17 protein-coding genes and 4 pseudogenes are annotated in these 18,947 nt (G+C 36.1%); 14 read left to right on the top strand and 7 right to left on the bottom strand.

The genetic code is table 11. The features are described 5' to 3' along the window. The first annotated feature begins 196 nt into the window (after positions 1-196). From ON07_RS10985 to ON07_RS10925, 14 genes and pseudogenes are all read left to right on the top strand, one after another. Positions 197-1,318, top strand: a complete 1,122-nt coding sequence (locus ON07_RS10985) for a PQQ-dependent sugar dehydrogenase (protein WP_010231274.1) — start codon at positions 197-199, stop codon at positions 1,316-1,318. A gap of 3 nt (positions 1,319-1,321) precedes the next feature. Continuing rightward, entirely contained in the window at positions 1,322-1,777 is a 456-nt protein-coding gene (locus tag ON07_RS10980) for a c-type cytochrome (protein ID WP_029331842.1), read from the top strand. 115 nt (positions 1,778-1,892) lie between these two features. Further along, positions 1,893-2,501 (top strand): uridine kinase, encoded by a 609-nt coding sequence (gene udk / locus ON07_RS10975; protein ID WP_010231271.1) that lies wholly within the window; start codon positions 1,893-1,895, stop codon positions 2,499-2,501. 19 nt (positions 2,502-2,520) lie between these two features. After that, positions 2,521-2,835, top strand: coding sequence for an FtsB family cell division protein (locus ON07_RS10970; RefSeq protein WP_010231269.1), 315 nt, complete (start codon positions 2,521-2,523; stop codon positions 2,833-2,835). A 40-nt stretch (positions 2,836-2,875) separates the two neighbouring features. Beyond that, complete coding sequence (locus tag ON07_RS17845) at positions 2,876-3,151, top strand: hypothetical protein (RefSeq protein ID WP_316928142.1); 276 nt, start codon at positions 2,876-2,878, stop codon at positions 3,149-3,151. A gap of 13 nt (positions 3,152-3,164) precedes the next feature. Next, positions 3,165-4,256 (top strand): methylmalonyl-CoA mutase subunit beta, encoded by a 1,092-nt coding sequence (locus ON07_RS15325; protein ID WP_316928144.1) that lies wholly within the window; start codon positions 3,165-3,167, stop codon positions 4,254-4,256. 5 nt (positions 4,257-4,261) lie between these two features. Next, positions 4,262-6,391, top strand: coding sequence for a methylmalonyl-CoA mutase (gene scpA / locus ON07_RS10960; RefSeq protein ID WP_010231267.1), 2,130 nt, complete (start codon positions 4,262-4,264; stop codon positions 6,389-6,391). A 102-nt stretch (positions 6,392-6,493) separates the two neighbouring features. Then, positions 6,494-7,356 (top strand): annotated as a pseudogene (locus tag ON07_RS15320) (SDR family oxidoreductase). A gap of 141 nt (positions 7,357-7,497) precedes the next feature. Further along, positions 7,498-8,262 (top strand): ParA family protein, encoded by a 765-nt coding sequence (locus ON07_RS10950; protein ID WP_010231264.1) that lies wholly within the window; start codon positions 7,498-7,500, stop codon positions 8,260-8,262. A gap of 3 nt (positions 8,263-8,265) precedes the next feature. Then, positions 8,266-9,168 (top strand): ParB/RepB/Spo0J family partition protein, encoded by a 903-nt coding sequence (locus ON07_RS10945; protein WP_010231262.1) that lies wholly within the window; start codon positions 8,266-8,268, stop codon positions 9,166-9,168. Beyond that, positions 9,158-9,748, top strand: coding sequence for a DUF5683 domain-containing protein (locus tag ON07_RS10940; protein WP_010231260.1), 591 nt, complete (start codon positions 9,158-9,160; stop codon positions 9,746-9,748). Before ON07_RS10945 ends, ON07_RS10940 begins: the two co-directional genes overlap by 11 nt. A gap of 2 nt (positions 9,749-9,750) precedes the next feature. After that, positions 9,751-10,456 (top strand): annotated as a pseudogene (dapB, locus tag ON07_RS15315) (4-hydroxy-tetrahydrodipicolinate reductase). Between the two features lie 52 nt (positions 10,457-10,508). After that, positions 10,509-12,072 (top strand): annotated as a pseudogene (lepB, locus tag ON07_RS15310) (signal peptidase I). 14 nt (positions 12,073-12,086) lie between these two features. Further along, complete coding sequence (locus ON07_RS10925) at positions 12,087-12,704, top strand: WbqC family protein (RefSeq protein WP_010231258.1); 618 nt, start codon at positions 12,087-12,089, stop codon at positions 12,702-12,704. Between the two features lie 5 nt (positions 12,705-12,709). On the opposite strand, the gene ON07_RS10920 is transcribed toward ON07_RS10925, so the two are convergent. From ON07_RS10920 to ON07_RS10890, 7 genes and pseudogenes are all read right to left on the bottom strand, one after another. Next, the gene (locus ON07_RS10920) at positions 12,710-13,735 is read right to left on the bottom strand and encodes an endonuclease/exonuclease/phosphatase family protein (protein WP_029331840.1); all 1,026 of its coding nucleotides are present in this window, start codon (positions 13,733-13,735) and stop codon (positions 12,710-12,712) included. Further along, positions 13,736-14,635 carry a rhomboid family intramembrane serine protease gene (locus ON07_RS10915; RefSeq protein WP_010231250.1) on the bottom strand — a complete coding sequence of 300 codons (900 nt, stop codon included), beginning with the start codon at positions 14,633-14,635 and terminating at the stop codon, positions 13,736-13,738. Further along, positions 14,635-15,378 (bottom strand): rhomboid family intramembrane serine protease, encoded by a 744-nt coding sequence (locus ON07_RS10910; RefSeq protein WP_010231247.1) that lies wholly within the window; start codon positions 15,376-15,378, stop codon positions 14,635-14,637. Before ON07_RS10910 ends, ON07_RS10915 begins: the two co-directional genes overlap by 1 nt. Beyond that, positions 15,379-17,231 (bottom strand): annotated as a pseudogene (gene mutL / locus ON07_RS15305) (DNA mismatch repair endonuclease MutL). It abuts the gene before it with no gap. Positions 17,232-17,243: 12 nt separating this feature from the next. Continuing rightward, positions 17,244-17,525, bottom strand: a complete 282-nt coding sequence (locus tag ON07_RS10900) for a hypothetical protein (protein ID WP_010231244.1) — start codon at positions 17,523-17,525, stop codon at positions 17,244-17,246. 108 nt (positions 17,526-17,633) lie between these two features. Next, positions 17,634-18,131: a 6,7-dimethyl-8-ribityllumazine synthase gene (ribH, locus tag ON07_RS10895; RefSeq protein ID WP_010231241.1), complete on the bottom strand. Its 498-nt coding sequence runs from the start codon at positions 18,129-18,131 to the stop codon at positions 17,634-17,636. A gap of 9 nt (positions 18,132-18,140) precedes the next feature. Further along, entirely contained in the window at positions 18,141-18,911 is a 771-nt protein-coding gene (locus ON07_RS10890) for a tetratricopeptide repeat protein (RefSeq protein ID WP_010231238.1), read from the bottom strand. Positions 18,912-18,947 lie beyond the last annotated feature (36 nt).

Raw genomic sequence — 18,947 nt, 5'->3', positions numbered from 1 at the left:
GGCTACGCTACACCCCGAAGGTTATCTTTTAGATAAGTGAAAAAGTACTTATCGTCATAGCGGCTGCAAATATAGTAATTCCTTTTCTTCTACCTATACCTAAATCAAATAAAATCAATAATTTTTAACTTTTTATAAAAGGCCTATATAATAATGGTTTCGTATTTTGTTGCTCATTGAAATTAAAAATTAAACTATGAAAATTAATCTATTAATAATCAGCTTTGTGACGCTTTCATTTACTGCTTGTGCACAAAAAGATAATGGCATCAATGCGAGTTCCATATCTTATTCCTACGAAACTGTAGTGAATGATTTACAAATTCCTTGGGGACTGGCTTTTCTTCCCGATGGCGGAATGCTGATCACAGAGAAAAGTGGGGATTTAATTCTTTTCAAAAATGGAGAAAAGCAATTAATTACCGGTGTTCCAAAAGTTTATAATCGAGGTCAGGGTGGCTTAATGGATATTGTTCTACACCCGGATTACGAGCAGAATGGTTGGATCTATATCTCCTATGCTTCTTCAGATGGAGATGGAGATGGTGGAAACACGGCGATTATGCGAGCAAAGCTAAATGGTGACCAACTTATTCAAAAAGAAGTTTTATACAAGGCCACACCAAATACAACTAAAGGTCAGCATTTTGGTTCTCGTATAGCTTTCGATAAAGACGGATTTTTATACTTTTCAATTGGAGAACGCGGAGAAAGAGATGTGAATCCGCAAGATATCACCAGAGATAATGGGAAAGTTTATAGATTAAATGATGATGGAAGTATTCCAACCGACAATCCATTTGTGAATGAAGCGAATGCTAAAAAAGCGATTTATAGTTTTGGACACAGAAATCAACAGGGAATGATCCTTCATCCAACAACAGGAGAAATCTGGGTACACGAGCATGGCCCAAAAGGAGGAGATGAAATAAATATTGTTAATAAAGCGGCTAATTATGGATGGCCGGTGGTTACCCACGGATTAAATTATAGCGGAACTTCAATAACTTCAGAAACATCAAAACCTGGAATGGAAGATCCCATCTATTATTGGGTTCCTTCCATAGCTCCCAGCGGAATGGCATTTGTGACTTCAGATAAATATCCACACTTAAAAAACAATTTATTAGTTGGCTCTCTTAAATTTCAATATTTAGAATTAGACATACTTGAAGGCGAAAAAGTGGTTAAAAGAGAACGATTACTTGAAGGAATTGGGAGAGTAAGAGATGTGAGACAAGGTCCTGATGGTTTCATTTATATTGCAGTAGAAGGCCTTGGAATTATAAAATTAATAGCAACCGAATCCAAATTATAATAAATGAAAACATTATCACTACTATTATGTGTATGCTTACTTATGGCTTGTAATTCAGATAAAAAGAAGGAACAATCTGTTTTAAATTCGGAAGAAATAAGCATTTCAGATACGCCTAAACAAACGAAAGTTTCTGAAAGCTATAAAAGAGGAAAAGAAGTGTACTCAGATTTTTGTGTTACCTGCCATCTACCTAGCGGAAAAGGGATTCCTGGAAATTTTCCTCCTTTAGCAGATTCAGATTGGTTAAGAGATAAACAAGAGGAAAGTATTAAGGCGATAAAATATGGTCTTTCCGGCCCTATCGAGGTAAACGGGGCGGCTTACAATAACGTGATGGCGTCTCAGGGATTAAGTGATCAAGAAGTTGCAGATGTAATGAATTATATCTCGAACTCTTGGGGGAATACCATCAAAAATGAAGTAACAATTGAGCAGGTGAGTTCTATCTCCAAATAAGAGCTACAATTTTAAAATTCAGCATAGCTACTTATAAATCTAAAAATTCAATAAAATTTCATGTCTGCTCCCCTATTTCAAACTAATAATTAACTTTGCGCCAAAATATTTATAGATGCTTATTATTGGAATAGCCGGTGGTACCGGTAGTGGAAAAACCACGGTTGTTAGCCAAATTATAGAGGAATTAAATAATGAAGATGTAGCCGTTATTTCTCAGGATTCTTATTATCAAGACACTAGCCATTTATCTTTGGAAGAACGTGTAAAGATAAATTTCGACCATCCTAAATCCATCGATTTTGACCTTCTCGTTTCTCATTTAAAGGAGCTAAAAAGTGGCAATTCCATAGAGGAACCAGTTTACTCTTTTAAAGAACATAATAGAACGGGAGAGACTATAACCATCGAGCCTAAGAAAGTGATAATTGTAGAAGGAATTCTTATTCTTACTCATCCCGATATCCGTGATATGTTCGATATAAAAATATATGTACATGCAGATAGTGATGAGCGGTTGATTAGAAGATTAAAACGCGACATCAACGATCGCGGAAGGGATTTAGATGAAGTTCTTTGGCGCTACCAAACCACCTTAAAACCTATGCATCAGCAATTTATTGAACCTACTAAGGAATTTGCAGATATCATTATTCCTACCAACAGGTATAACAATGTTGCGGTAGATATTGTTCAAACAATCATTAAGGACAGATTGGCGTAATTTTGTATCTTTAAAAACTATGAGTCTAAAGGAGCTTCGCAGTAAAAAATGGTTTAAGTTCATCAGCAATAAATATGTGCTGATCTTGCTTATTTTTGGAGGTTGGATGCTTTTTTTAGATAGCAATTCCTGGTTAATTCATCGGGAATTAGATGAAGAAGTAGATAAATTACAAGTCAATAAAGAATATTATAAAAAGGAGATTTCTAAGGATAAAGCTACTATCGAAAACCTGAACGATTCATTTGAGTTGGAAAGTTACGCCAGACAGCATTATTATATGAAAAGAGCAGATGAAGATATTTATATCATTCATTACGATACTATAGACTAGCCTTTTAAAACCCTTTTGATTTCCTATTAAAAACACCACTATGAGTCAAACCTTATTCAACGAATTCCATGAAGTTTCTGCCAAAGAATGGAAGCAGAAAATTCAGTTCGATTTGAAAGGAGCAGATTATAACGAAACACTTATTTTTCATAGCAAAGATGGGATTTCAGTAAAACCATTTTATAATGCTGAAGATCTAAAAGACCCCATAACTATTTCCAATCCAACTTTCTGGAACATTTGTGAGAAGATTTATGTGGCTTCAGAAATTAAAAGCAATAAAAAAGCACTGGAAGTATTAAAAAAAAGGAGCTGAAAGTTTATGGTTTATTATTTCTTCTGAAGAAACAGATTACAAATTACTATTCAAAGATATCGCGCTTAGTGCTACTCCAATTTATATCTCATTTGAATTTCTTTCTGAAAAAGCTTTTAATACCCTAACTGCTTATTTAGTTGAAAAAGATCATAAAATAAGTTTGCAGATAGATATTATCGGGAATTTAGCGCGCTCCGGAAATTGGTATCATAGTTTAAAAGAAGATCATGAGATCTTAAACAAACTTATCATGAAAGCTAAAGGTTTTAAATCTATTTTAAGCGTTGATGGTACTTTGTATCAAAATGCCGGCGCTACTATTCCACAGGAACTGGCATATATGCTTGCCCACGCAAATGAGTATTTGAATCATTTGAATGATGAAGAGAATTCTACAGCTGAAGTTCAGCTTCAGTTTTTAACCGCAACCGGGTCCAACTACTTTTTCGAGATTGCAAAATTGAAGGCGCTAAGATTATTATTTGCAAGTCTGGCTTCAGAATATAAGCAGGTTGAAAAATGCCATATTTTGTCACAGCCTTCCAAAAGGGACAAAACCTTATACGATTATAATGTAAATCTGTTACGAACAACTACACAAAGCATGAGTGCGGTTCTTGGTGGTGCAGATGAGGTTTACAATTCTCCTTACGATGCCATCTATCATAAGAATAATGAGTTTGGAGATCGAATTGCCCGCAATCAGTTATTAGTGCTGAAAAATGAAAGTTATTTCGATAAGGTTTCCAACGCTTCAGATGGAGCATATTATATTGAAACACTTACACAGCAATTCGCAGAGAAAGCCCTTGAAATCTTCAAGGAAATAGAAAATGGCGGCGGATTCTTAAAGCAATTGAAGGAAGGAATCATTCAGCGAAAGATTGCTGAAAGTGCAAAAAAAGAACAAGAACTTTTCGATGCTGGAAAGATCACACTTATTGGAACTAATAAATTCCAAAATCCAGAAGATAGAATGACAAATGACTTGGAATTATATCCATTCCTTAAAATGAATCCGAGGAAAACCTTGCTTCAACCAATTTTAGAAAGACGACTTTCAGAAAAACTGGAACAAGAAAGACTGAAAACTGAACAATAAGCAACATGTCTAGAAAAAATCTTCAACATATAAAACTTAAGAATACGGTTTCACAAGGTTCTTTGAATAAGAAATCTGATAGCACTTTTATAACGGCAGAAGATATTCCGCTTAAAAAGGTGTATTCAAAAAATGATATTCCAGAAGCAGAACATTTAAATTTTGCAGCGGGAATCGCACCTTATTTACGCGGGCCTTACAGTACCATGTATGTGAGAAGACCTTGGACTATCCGCCAATACGCAGGTTTTTCTACGGCTGAAGAAAGTAATGCTTTTTACAGAAGAAATTTAGCAGGAGGCCAAAAAGGACTTTCTGTAGCTTTTGATCTTCCCACCCATCGTGGTTATGATAGCGATCATGAACGAGTGGTTGGAGATGTTGGAAAAGCAGGTGTTGCCATAGATTCGGTAGAAGATATGAAGATCCTTTTCGATCAGATTCCGTTAGATAAAATGTCGGTTTCAATGACCATGAACGGGGCGGTGCTTCCCATTATGGCATTCTATATAGTAGCAGCAGAGGAACAAGGTGTAGATCTTTCTTTATTATCCGGGACTATTCAGAATGATATTTTAAAGGAATTCATGGTGCGAAATACGTACATCTACCCTCCTACTCCTTCGATGAGAATAATATCCGACATCTTTGAATTTACCTCAGCGAAGATGCCGAAATTCAATAGTATCAGTATTTCAGGATATCATATGCAAGAAGCGGGAGCAACTTGCGATATTGAATTAGCGTATACTTTGGCTGATGGTTTAGAGTACATTAGAAAAGGACTGGAAGCCGGAATGGATATTGACAGTTTTGCGCCAAGACTTTCCTTTTTCTGGGCAATTGGAATGAACCATTTTATGGAGATCGCCAAGATGCGAGCTGCCAGAATGCTTTGGGCCAAATTGGTAAAACAATTCAATCCGAAAAGTGAGAAATCATTAGCCTTAAGAACTCATTGCCAAACCAGCGGATGGAGTTTAACCGAGCAAGATCCATTTAACAATGTTGCCAGAACCTGCATAGAAGCAGCAGCGGCAGCATTTGGTGGCACACAGTCTTTACATACAAATGCTCTGGATGAAGCTATTGCTTTACCAACAGACTTTTCAGCAAGAATCGCCAGAAACACGCAGTTATACTTGCAGCAGGAAACCAATATCACTAAAACCGTGGATCCTTGGGCGGGAAGTTATTATGTGGAAAGCTTAACTCATGAAATTGCACAAAAAGCTTGGAAGCTTATTGAAGAAGTTGAAGAATTAGGCGGTATGACAAAGGCGATTGAAGCTGGAATTCCTAAGTTGCGAATTGAAGAAGCTGCTGCAAACAAACAAGCAAGAATAGATAGCGAGACCGATATTATTGTTGGAAACAATAAATACCGATTAGATAAAGAAGATCCTTTGGTAACACTGGAAGTAGATAATCAAACAGTTCGGTTACAGCAACTCGAACGTTTAAAACAAATAAAAGAAAGTAGGAATCAAGCTAAAGTGACGTCTGCCTTGCAAGCACTTACTAATGCTGCAAAAAACAAAGATGGCAATTTGCTGGAATTAGCGGTATCTGCGGCTCGAGAAAGAGCTACCTTGGGAGAGATAAGTGATGCCTTAGAAGACGTTTACGGAAGATATAAGGCAAAAATTCAAACTTTTAGTGGCGTTTATTCAAAACAAATGAAAGACAATACATCCTTTATTAAAGCTAGGGAACTAGCCGATAAATTTGCGGAACAAGACGGGAGACGTCCACGTATTATGATCGCAAAAATGGGTCAAGATGGTCATGACCGAGGAGCAAAGGTAGTAGCCACAGGTTATGCCGATCTTGGTTTTGATGTAGACATAGGCCCTTTATTCCAAACTCCTGCAGAAGCGGCAAAACAAGCTATGGAGAATGATGTTCATATTTTAGGAGTTTCATCTTTAGCAGCAGGACATAAAACTTTAGTACCACAAGTAATAGAGGAATTAAAAAAGCATGGCCGTGAAGATATTATGGTAATAGTTGGAGGAGTTATTCCGTCTCAAGATTATCAATTCTTATTTGATGCAGGTACCGTAGCTGTTTTTGGCCCGGGAACTAAAATTAGCGAAGCTGCAATTCAGCTTTTAGAAATATTGTTAGATTAATTAACCAAGAAGTATGCAGTCACAGATAGCAATCAAAACGTAATGGAAAGCTACTGCCAACTGAATACTGAAAACTGAAAAACATGGATTATACTAAAAAAAATGCTTCGCGATGATGCCTTAAAAGGAAAAACCATTGTTGTTACCGGAGGAGGTAGCGGACTTGGAAAAGCGATGACCAAATATTTCTTGGAATTGGGAGCTAACGTAGCAATAACCTCAAGAAATTTAGAGAAGTTAGAAAATACCGCGAAGGAATTAGAAGCTGAGACCGGTGAACTTGTTTGCCATTACAGTGCGACGTTCGTCATTACGACCAAGTGGAAGATATGTTGGAAGCAACGGTGACCAAATTCGGGAAAGTAGATTCTTTGTTGAACAATGCCGCAGGAAACTTTATCTCTCCTACCGAGCGTTTGAGCGCAAATGCTTTCGATACTATAATAGATATTGTTTTAAAAGGAAGTAAGAACTGTACCCTTGCTTTTGGTAAATATTGGATAGACAAAAAAGAAGTAGATAAAACTATTTTAAACATAGTAACCACCTATGCTTGGACAGGATCCGCATATGTTGTGCCTAGTGCAACTGCAAAAGCGGGAGTTTTGGCGATGACACGATCTTTGGCTGTAGAATGGGCAAAATATGGAATTAGATCTAACGCTATTGCTCCGGGGCCATTCCCGACTAAAGGAGCTTGGGATAGATTATTACCGGGTGATTTAAAAGAGAAATTCGACCTTGCTAAAAAAGTGCCTTTAAAAAGAGTTGGGGAACATCAGGAATTGGCTAATCTTGCGGCTTATATGTTATCCGACTTTTCTGCATACGTTAATGGGGAAGTGATCACGATAGATGGAGGAGAATGGCTTAAAGGAGCTGGACAATTTAACTTACTGGAAGCAATTCCTGAGGAAATGTGGGATCAGCTTGAAGCTATGATCAAGGCGAAAAAGAATAGTTAAAAATTTTACTTAAAGTATATCTTAACCTATTAAGAATTTAATCATCAATTCTTAATAGGTTATTTTTTTAAGCTGTTAACAAAATCATTTTATTAACCTATAATAAATTGTATTTTTACCTTCTAAAATAGAATACAATTAATGGGCAAAATCATTGCTATTGCAAACCAAAAAGGAGGAGTTGGCAAAACTACGACTTCAGTAAATTTAGCTGCTTCCTTGGGAGTTCTTGAAAAAAAAGTATTACTAATTGATGCAGATCCTCAAGCCAATGCAACTTCTGGTTTAGGGATAGATGTAGAAGCTGTGGAATTAGGAACTTATCAACTTTTAGAACATTCTTGCAAGGCCGAAGAAGCCATCGTAAAAACGAGTTCTCCAAATCTAGATATCATTCCTTCTCATATAGACCTTGTTGCTATCGAAATTGAATTGGTAGATCAGGACGAGCGCGAATACATGCTTAAGAAGGCCATTAGCCATTTAAAAGATAGTTACGATTATATTTTGATAGATTGTGCACCTTCTTTAGGCTTATTAACACTGAATGCATTAACCGCTTCAGATTCTGTAATTATTCCTATCCAATGTGAATATTTTGCTTTAGAAGGATTGGGGAAATTGTTGAACACCATAAAAAGTGTACAGAAAATCCATAACGATAAATTAGATATAGAAGGCCTTCTATTAACGATGTACGATTCTAGATTAAGACTCTCTAATCAAGTGGTAGAAGAAGTTCAGAAGCATTTTAATGAAATGGTATTTACCACAATCATTCAGAGAAACGTGCGTTTAAGTGAAGCCCCTAGTTATGGGGAAAGCATTATAAATTATGATGCTGCAAGTAAAGGAGCCAGTAACTATTTAAGTTTGGCACATGAAATAATTAAGAAAAATAACTAAACGATGGCGAAAGCTACCAAAAAACAAGCATTAGGTCGCGGACTTTCAGCGCTGCTGAAAGATCCCGAGCACGATATAAAATCTGCGGAAGATAAAAATGCCGATAAACTTGTAGGACATATTGTTGAACTGGAATTAACTTCTATTGAAGTAAATCCATTTCAGCCAAGAACAAGTTTCAATGAAGAATCTTTGCGGGAACTAGCTTCTTCAATCAAGGAATTAGGCGTTATTCAGCCAATTACCGTTAGGAAATTAGATTTTAATAAGTTTCAATTGGTTTCCGGGGAACGAAGATTTAGAGCTTCCAAACTTATTGGTTTAAAAACAGTTCCAGCATACATACGTATTGCAAACGATCAGGAGTCTTTGGAAATGGCATTGGTAGAGAATATCCAACGCCAAGATTTAGATCCTATTGAAATTTCTCTTTCTTACCAACGATTGATAGATGAAATTAATCTTACTCAGGAGCAATTAAGTGAGCGTGTAGGTAAGAACAGATCTACGATAGCAAATTATTTAAGGTTATTAAAGCTCGACCCTATTATTCAAACAGGAATGAGAGATGGCTTTTTATCTATGGGTCATGGACGAGCCCTTATAAATATTGAAGATCCACAAATTCAGCTGGAGATTTATGAAAAGATTCTGGAACGTTCTTTATCTGTTAGAGATACAGAAAAATTGGTAAGAGAACTATCTGGCGGAGACAATAAAAAGCCTGTTTCAAAAAGCACAAATTTATCTCCGGAATATAAAAAAGGCATCAAAGAATTTTCTGAATATCTTGGAACCAAAGTAGATATCAAGATGGCTTCCAAAGGAAAAGGAAAGCTTATTATTCCGTTCACTTCAGAAGAAGATTATAATAGAATCAAAAAAATGATCCAGAGTGAATCTTAAGTATCTACTATCTGCGATTGTTTTTTTAATGCTTACTACCTTGGTAGTGGCGCAAGAAGACACATTGCAGCTTAAAACCAATCAAGATACTATTGTAGAAACCAAAAAAGATTACAAGGAATACAATCCTTTAGCACCCGCAAAGGCAGCATTTTACTCGGCTATTTTACCTGGGCTAGGACAAGCTTATAACGGCAAATATTGGAAAATTCCTATTGCATACGCCGGACTTGGGGTAGGTATTTATTTCTATTTGGATAACGACAAGCAATACGATAGATACAGAGATGCCTATAAAAGAAGACTAGCCGGCTTCCAAGATGACGAATTTATTGTAGAAGGCGTTACAAGAGTTTCTACAGATGGGTTAATCCGAGCTCAAAAATTCTATCAGCGTAACAAAGAGATCTCGTTATTGGTTACAGCCGGAATTTATATTCTTAATATCATCGATGCAAATGTAGATGCACATCTACAACAGTTTAATGTTAGTGAAGATCTTTCTTTCAAACCATCTGTTAATTTTGATGAGTTCTCAGGAAAAACACGATACGGAATGTCATTAAATTTTAATTTCTAAATATGAAGATTGCACTTTTAGGATACGGAAAAATGGGTAAAACCATCGAGCGTCTGGCAATTGAGCGTGGACATAGCATTTCCCATAAAATAACTGAAAATATTGAAAATATAGACCTTTCTGAAGCTAATGTCGCAATAGATTTTAGCATTCCAAAGGCAGCTCTTACCAATATAAAAACTTGCATAAAGAATCAGCTTCCTGTAGTATCTGGTACCACCGGCTGGTTAGAGAATTATGAGCAGGCAGTTAAACTTTGTGAAGCTGAAAATTCAACTTTTTTTATATGCTTCAAATTTTAGCATTGGCGTGAATTTATTCTTCGTTCTAAATGAGAAGTTAGCGAAGATCATGGATCCTTTTCAGAATTATACTGTAGCTATCGAGGAAATACACCATCTTCAAAAATTAGATGCTCCAAGTGGTACTGCAATTAGTTTAGCGCAACAAATTATTTCTAATTCCAGAAAAGAGGGTTGGCAATTAGATCATGCGGAAGAAAATGAAATTCCGATTACCGCGAAAAGAGAAGAAAATGTTCCCGGAACTCATACAGTTTCGTACAATTCAGACATCGATTCTATAGAAATTAAACATACAGCGCATTCCCGAGAAGGATTTGCTTTAGGAGCAATTATAGCCGCAGAATGGATAAGAGATAAAAAAGGAGTGTTTTCCATGAGGGATGTGCTTCAGAATTTGACCTAATAAATGTAACGGTATTAGTTTTTAAGACACCTATACCCTAAACTTAAGATATATGACTATTACGCAGTGGTTCTTGTTTTTCCTGATTATACAGGTTGTTCATTTTTTAGGAACTTGGAAATTATATATAAAGGCAGGAAGACAAGCTTGGGAAGCTGCAATCCCGGTTTATAATGCTGTAGTATTAATGAAAATAATCCGCAGACCTTGGTGGTGGACAATTTTATTATTTATTCCAATAGTAAATTTAATTATGTTCCCTGTTGTTTGGGTTGAAACCATTCGGAGTTTTGGTAAGCACAAACTCATAGACACTGTTTTAGTACTTCTCACTTTCGGACTCTACATTTATTATGTGAATTATATTGCTGATGTAAAATACATCCAGGACAGAAGCTTACACCCAAGAACAGCAGCCGGAGAATGGATAAGTTCCATTTTGTTTGCAGTAATCGCAGCAACCTTGGTGCACACCTATCTTATTCAGCCATTTACGATTCCTACTTCTTCTTTAGAAAAAACATTATTGGTAGGAGATTTTCTGTTTGTGAGTAAGTTCCATTATGGGGCGAGAACACCATTAACAGCGGTAGCATTTCCTATGGTTCATGATACCATTCCAATAATCAACACAAAATCCTATTTACCTAAACCTCAAATCCCATATTTCAGACTACCGGGATTTGAAAAAATAGAACGTTCAGATATTGTAGTTTTCAACTGGCCGGTAGATACTATGCGGTATATGATGACTACCGATAAATATTATTATAAACCAATAGATAAAAAAAACGAATTATGTAAAGCGTGCGGTTGGGGTTGCCGGGGATTCCTTAAGAATTGTAGATGGTAAAATCTTTATTAATTCTGAACCTTTAAAATTACCGGGGAGAGCCAAATTACAGTATAATTATATAGGGACATCCAAAGGAAAAGCATTCGATCCTTATTATTTATATCAGCGATACGATATTACAGATCCTTATAGATATGACCAAAGTTCCGGGAAATTTGTTATCAATCTTACTGAAGAAGCTTATCAGAAATTCAAGAATCATCCTAATGTTGAAACTCTTGAGCGCTTAAATGATTCAGCCGGAAATAAGGAACAAGGTTTGTTTCCAAAATCCAAAAGTTTATCTTGGAATAAGGATAATTTGGGGCCGATCTTTATTCCGAAGAAGGGAACAACTACAAAGTTAAATTTAGAAACTTTGCCATTCTACAAAAGGCTGATCGAAGTTTATGAAGGATCTGAATTAGGAATCGAGAACAAATTAAGCGTTAATGGCACTCAAGTCCTGCTTAATGGACAGCCTACTGACACTTATACCTTCAAGATGGATTATTACTGGATGATGGGAGATAACCGCCATAACAGTCTTGATAGCCGTTATTTCGGATTTGTACCGGAGAATCATGTGGTAGGAAAACCTGTATTTGTTTGGTTTAGTTGGGACACCAATGGTGATGGTATCATGAATAAAATACGATGGGAACGCTTATTTACTACTGTTAGCGGAGATAAGGAACCTACCTCCTATCTGCCTTATTTCTTAATAGGACTTTTGGTATTATTCGGTTATAATTTCTTCAAGAAGAAAAGGGATTCATAATTAATTTATTCCTCATGAAAGAGATCTTAGTCAGTCTACCATATTTTGGGCCTATTTCTCAGTTTAAGGAATTAGTAAACACGTCTAAAGTTTGGATCGAGAAAGAGGATAATTTCCAAAAGCAAACCTATCGTAACCGTATGTATATTTATGGAGCGAACGGAAAGCTAAGTTTGAATATTCCTATAAAGCACTTACCTAAAACTGAGGTTAAGGTACATCAGAAATATAGCGAGGTTAAAATAGATAATGAAGACAGATGGCAAAGCGTGCACTGGAAGTCTTTAAAAACAGCTTACCAGACCTCTCCTTTTTTTGAATTTTACGAAGACGAACTTGCTCCACTATTCAGTAAAGAGTATGTGAGACTTTACGAATTCAATCAAGATTGTTTTAAAACCATTCTGGAATGTCTGCAGTTAGATCTGGAGTTTGAATATACATCAGAATACAATAAAGAACCAGAGAATCTAGTTGATCTTCGGAGTCTAGCGAATGCTAAAAGCAGCGTAGCAATCCCGGAATATATGCAGGTATTTCAAGAGAAACATGGATTTTTATCCAACCTTTGTATTTTAGATCTTCTTTTTAATGAAGGGCCCAATGCTGTTGAATATTTAAGAGGAATGTAATTCTTTTACCAACTAATGGTAGAATATATTGGATAATGATCTGATAGTTTTACAGAAAATACTTCGAAAGTCTGCGTTTTTAAACCTTCATCTATCATCATAAAATCGATTCGGAGCGGAAAATAATTTAGGTTAAAGGTTTTTCCGAAGCCGCTTCCTACTTCAAGAAAAGCATCTTTAAATCTATTTCCTCTAACTAATTTGTAGATATAAGAAAAGGCTGTATTATTAAAGTCACCTAAAATCAAAGTCTTGTACGGGGATTTTTCCACTTCCGCCATCATCATTTCCGCTTGCTTTTGCTGAAGCTTAAACCCATAACCAATTCGTCCAAAGAGCTTCTTAGAATCTTCTTTTTGCAAATCGTCTATTCCCGGTTTTATATTTAGAGATTGAAAATGAACATTAAAAACGCGTAGCGTATCTTCATTTTTTACAATATCCACAAAGATGGCATTGTTGTTTCCATCTTCAGGAAAATCTACTGAATGGGTGTTTATAATAGGATACTTCGAAAAGATCGCTGAACCAAACTCTGAACCCCCATCTTTCAGCTTTATAAAATTATAAGGATACCTTTTTACCATTCCGGAAACTCCTACAAAATGCTCTTGAGTCACTAATATATCCGGATCTTTTTCAGCAATAAAACTGGTGATTTTTTCAGGGATTTTATCATCTTCTACCCATTTGTAGGCGTTGAACATTCGTACATTATAACTCATCAAAGAAATACTATTCGTTCCTTCCGTTTCAGGCTCACCCGAGAACTGAATCCAAGAAAGCACATAATTATAGCCCAGCGCTAGGACAATAAGAGATAGAAACAACTGTCTTTTAAAACGAACGGTCCAAAAAAGCAGAAAAATGAAATTACATAGAATAAGTAACGGTACTCCCAAGCTGAGTACAGAGAGTAAAGGAAATGTTTTTGGAGGAACGTATGGCAATAAGTAGGAAAGCAGTAGCGCGAACGCCATAAACGAGTTTAGGATAAAGATTAATTTATCCAACCAACCGAGATTCTTCATTTACTTGTCTTTACCGGCATGAAACAAGAAATCTTTCTCCTGCTTGGTTAAACTATCGTATCCACTGGTACTAATCTTATCGAGGATAGCATCTATTTTTTGCTGTTTTTCATCTTTGTTGATGATTGGAACTTTTGTTTTATAAGGGCTCGCACCTTTTTTCTTATAAACCGTTTTCATTTTCGGTTTCGCTTTTTGAGAAGCATCGAATAACGAAATAAACCAATTGATAAACTTTTCGAAACCGCTTGCAATATCATTTCCTTGCGCTAGTTGCTTTGTGTACACATATCCCAAGAAAGCACCACCTAGATGCGCGAAATGCCCACCAGCATTGCCAAATGGGATCTGGATAATATCTATTACTACTAGAAACGCAGCGATATACCAGAATTTTATAGACCCTAGAAACATCAATCTGATCTTCATATTTGGAACTTTGGTAGCAACACCTACTAATACCGACATTACTCCGGCAGATGCTCCTACTAAATATGATTTTCCGGTAGCTTCAAAAGCGGGAAATAGATTATAGCTCAACATATAAACCAAGGCGCCAATTACAACTCCAAGAAAATAAAAGGTCAATAATTTTTTTGGAGAAAAATAATTTAGGAAATAGATGCCCGCATAATAAAGAATAAGCATGTTCGAGAGAATATGCCAGATTCCCGAATGCAGAAAAGAATAGGTAATTATAGACCAGGGTTTAAAAACAAATTCTCCTAGTTCCTTAGGAAAAACCAACCACTCTGTTATAAAATCTGAAGGTAGGTTAAAAAGAAAGGCAATGGTTTTAATTAAGAAGAAAAGGATAAAGACAACAACATTTATTGCAATCAGTTTTTCAACAACCGTTGCTGTTTGCAATTTATATCTGAATTTATCTGCTGGTCCCATTAATACCACCTATTTTGTTCAAACTGATTCTTTTTCCAGTACCACATCATAATAAACCCAAACAGTGCTCCCCCAACATGTGCAAAATGAGCTATTCCCCCTCCAAATAAGGAGTACCCGGTTACACCGGAGAATAGATCTATTGCAATTAATATAGGAATAAATATTTTCGCCTTGATAGGGACTGGTACGAATAGTAAAAATAATTCAACATTTGGAAATAACATACCAAAAGCGACTAAAACTCCATAAATTGCTCCGGAAGCTCCAACAGCCGGAGTATTATAAGCCGTAAACATACTTTCTAAAGTGTCTTTAGAAACACTGCCCAATATGGAAGTATTGTACTGCCCGGTTTCCAATAGTTGCTGTATGTCCATTGGGTTCATTCCAGCATTTACTAAAGCATTATAACCAGATTCTACATGAAAATAATTCACTAACGAGTGTATAATTGCAGCTCCAATTCCGCAGGAAAAATAGAAGAAAATAAATTTATTTTTCCCCAACATTTGCTCTATCGGACTCCCGAAGGCCCATAATGCATACATATTGAAAAGGATATGCATAAATCCGCCATGCATGAACATGTGGGTAACTATTTGCCAAACTCCAAAATTTTCATTCTGAAAGAACCAGAGAGAAAATAATTTATAGGTATAATCACCAACGAACATAGTGCCAACAAAGAAGATGGCATTGATGATAATAAGTATTTTAACAGTATCTGTAATTCTTCCCATTTACATGAATTTTTTTTCCAGTTCTTCCACCGGCAAGGTAATAAAAACAGGCTTGTTAAACGGCGTTAAACTTGGCTCTTTGCAGGCAAATAAACCATTAACAATATGCTGCTGTTCTGTAGCATTCAACAAATTTCCAGACTTTACCGCCATGCTCCTAGCTAACGATTTGGCAAGCAGGTCTGTATGCGAAAAATTGTTTTCTGGGACTTCATTTTGGAAATCAACCAGTAGTTGTTCCAGTAACATTTCTACTTCACTTTCTGAAATAGATGTTGGAATTCCAATAATTTCTGCGGAATTCGAAGTGATTTCTGAAAATATAAATCCGGTTTGCTCCAATGAATCCTTGATACCCTTTAACAATTCCGTCTCCTGTTGATTAAATTGAAGCACTAACGGGAATAATAACTGCTGACTTACCGCTGCAGAAACAGTTATGCTCTTCAATAATTCTTCGTATAAAATTCTTGTATGCGCTCTATGCTGATCTATTACTAGCATTCCATTTTTAAGCGTGCTGATAATAAATTTTTTATTTAATTGAAAAGTGGTGTTCTGCGACTCCTCTGTTTGGGAGGCTCCAAAAAGGTTTCCAGTAACTTCCTCGCTTTCAAATTCTATCTGCCGAACATCTACATCGTCTCCCGTACTTTCAGATTGCAATCCGGTATACAAACTTTCCCAACTAGCAGATTCCTTTTTAAAGTTACTTTTAAAATTAGATGAAGTAGTTAGCGACTCATTTTTGAAGGGATTAAAACTTCTATCTACCTCTACTTGTGGTGTAGAAGCTCGTTTATTTTCATAATTATAGGGCGTATCTAAATTAGGATCGCGTTCAAAATCCAACACAGGAGCAACATTAAACTGCCCTAGACTATGTTTAATCGCACTTCGTAAAATGGCATATAGCGCATGCTCATCGTCGAATTTTATTTCGGTCTTAGTAGGATGAATGTTGATATCTATACTCTTAGGATCTACCTCGAGGTATAAAAAATAGCTTGGATAAGCCCTGTCTTTCAACAATCCTTCAAAAGCTGCGCTCACAGCATGATTTAAATAAGGACTTTTTATAAACCGATCGTTAACAAAAAAGAATTGTTCTCCTCTTGTTCGCTTTGCATATTCCGGTTTTCCAACAAATCCAGAGATCTTTAAAATTTCTGTTTCCTCATTTACAGGAACAATTTCTCATTGGATTTTCCACCTAAAATATTGGTAATACGTTGTCTATAATTAGAGGCGGGAAGATTGAATAATTCCCCTGTATTATGAACTAAAGAAAAGGATATTCCCGGATGTGCTAAGGCTACCCGTTGAAATTCATCTATAATATGGCGGGTTTCTACCGTATCTGACTTTAAAAAGTTTCTTCTGGCAGGAATATTATAAAAAAGATTCTTAACGCTTATAGAAGTTCCTTTTGCAGTGACACAAACTTCCTGAGAAGTGATCTGGCTTCCTTCAATTTTTATGCAAGTCCCAACTTCATCTTCCTCTCTTCTGGTTTTTAGTTCTACATGCGCAATCGCAGCTATAGAAGCTAATGCCTCTCCCCTAAACCCTTTTGTTTGAAGTTGAAAAAGATCTTCAGCAGCTTTAATTTTTGAAGTTGCGTGACGTTCGAAACTAAGTCTGGAATCTGTAATGCTCATCCCAGAGCCATCATCTATTACACTAATTAAGATTTTTCCGGCTTCCTTGATATACACCTGAATAGTAGATGCCTTTGCATCTATAGCATTTTCCAGTAATTCCTTTATAACAGAAGCAGGTCTTTGTACCACTTCCCCCGCAGCAATTTGATTAGCCACATGGTCTGGCAGTAGATGAATAACATCGGTCATGGAAAATTAATTCTAAAAGATGGATAAATCAAAATCTATGATCCACAAGAAAATTAAAATCAGGATGATAATAATATAGATCACACGTTTATTGATTTCCCGATTGCCTCGAGTTCTACTAGAACTTCTAGCCTCTGCCCATTGCGAACCGAAATCTATAGAATTTGTAGTGTTTTTATATTTTGAAAATTTAGAATCAAAATCATAAATATTTCCCGTGTCTTTTCCTTTATAATAACGTGGCGTGTAATTATAACGGGTGTTCTTGCGAGATTTATAGAAATTGATTTTCAAAATATGTTAGTTTCTTATGGAAATCCAAATTTACTCAAAAAGCAAGAGAATAGAAAGCTTGTTCGAGCAAAAAGAAAAGAACAAGAATAATGCCGAAAGAAAAAAGTTTTAAAACTTGGCGTCTATTCTTAATTGTGCCATTTTAATGGCGGTAACTGCAGCTTCAGAACCCTTATTTCCAAATTTACCTCCGGAACGATCTATTGCTTGCTGCATGTTTTGATCTGTTAACACGCAGAAAATAACAGGGATGTCATTTTGAATATTAAGATCCTTAATTCCCTGTGTTACTCCTTGACACACAAAATCGAAATGCTTGGTTTCCCCTTCGATCACACTTCCTATAGCGATAATCGCATCCAGCATATCGTAGCTTTGTTGCATTTTTTTACAACCATAAATAAGTTCGAAACTTCCGGGAACGTTCCAACGAACAATATTTTCGTTAATCACGCCATTCTCCTTCAGCGTATCGAAAGCGCCTTTAAAAAGGCCTTCAGTAATATTTTCATTCCATTCGGCTACAACAAGACCAAACCGGAAGTTTTTAGCTTCCGGCATTTGGCTTTTATCGTATTCGCTAAGATTTTTTCCTTGTGTTGCCATTGGAAATCTTTAGTTCATTGCTTGAGCTTTCCCTAAATAAACAGCAACTTGATTTGCTTCAGGTGTATCAGCAAATTCATCTTTAATTCTATTTAAATATTCAACAGCTTTTTCACCTTCACCTAATTGAATTGCAGTGATTGCAGCTTTCAATAAAAATCTAGGCGCAGTAAATTCGTTAGAACGCATTGTTGCTGCCTTCTCATAATAATTAAGCGCTTCTTCAGGCTGGTCTAATTGAAGAAATGCATCTCCCATTCCGCCAACAGCTAAAGCTGATAAGATCTCATCGTCTCCATCAAAATCTTCTAAATGATCTATCGCTTCTTGGTATTTATTAGTATTTAAATATGCAAAACCTGCGTAATAATGAGCAAGATTTCCAGCACTTGTATTTCCGTAGTTATCTATAATATCCAAGAAACCATATTTCCCTTCTCCACCATTCAATGCCATATTATATAAAGAATCACTCTCTACACCTGTTCCGGCTAAAGCTGTATCAAAATATTGTTGCGCTTGAAACATTTCGTTAGAAGCTTCTAATTCGTTAGGCTCTTGAATAAAACGTTGCCATCCTAAATATCCTAAAACAACAACAGCCGCCAATCCAACAATAATGTAGATCCATTTTTGATTTTCTGCAACCCACTCTTCTGTTCTTCCCGCACCTTCGTCTAAGGTGTTAAAAACTTCTGCGGTTGTAGATTCTTCCTCTACTTGATTCTTTCTCTCTTCTTTAGTAGAAGGTTTAGAACCTTTTTTCTTGTACGTAGCCATAAAATTGGTTTAATGAGTCGCAAAAATAAAATTTTT

The organism is Gillisia marina, assembly GCF_000258765.1.
In the GTDB taxonomy this organism is placed as follows: Bacteria; Bacteroidota; Bacteroidia; order Flavobacteriales; family Flavobacteriaceae; genus Gillisia; species Gillisia marina.
Note: the sequence above shows the minus strand (reverse complement) of the source record. Positions and strands in the feature narration are given on the sequence as shown.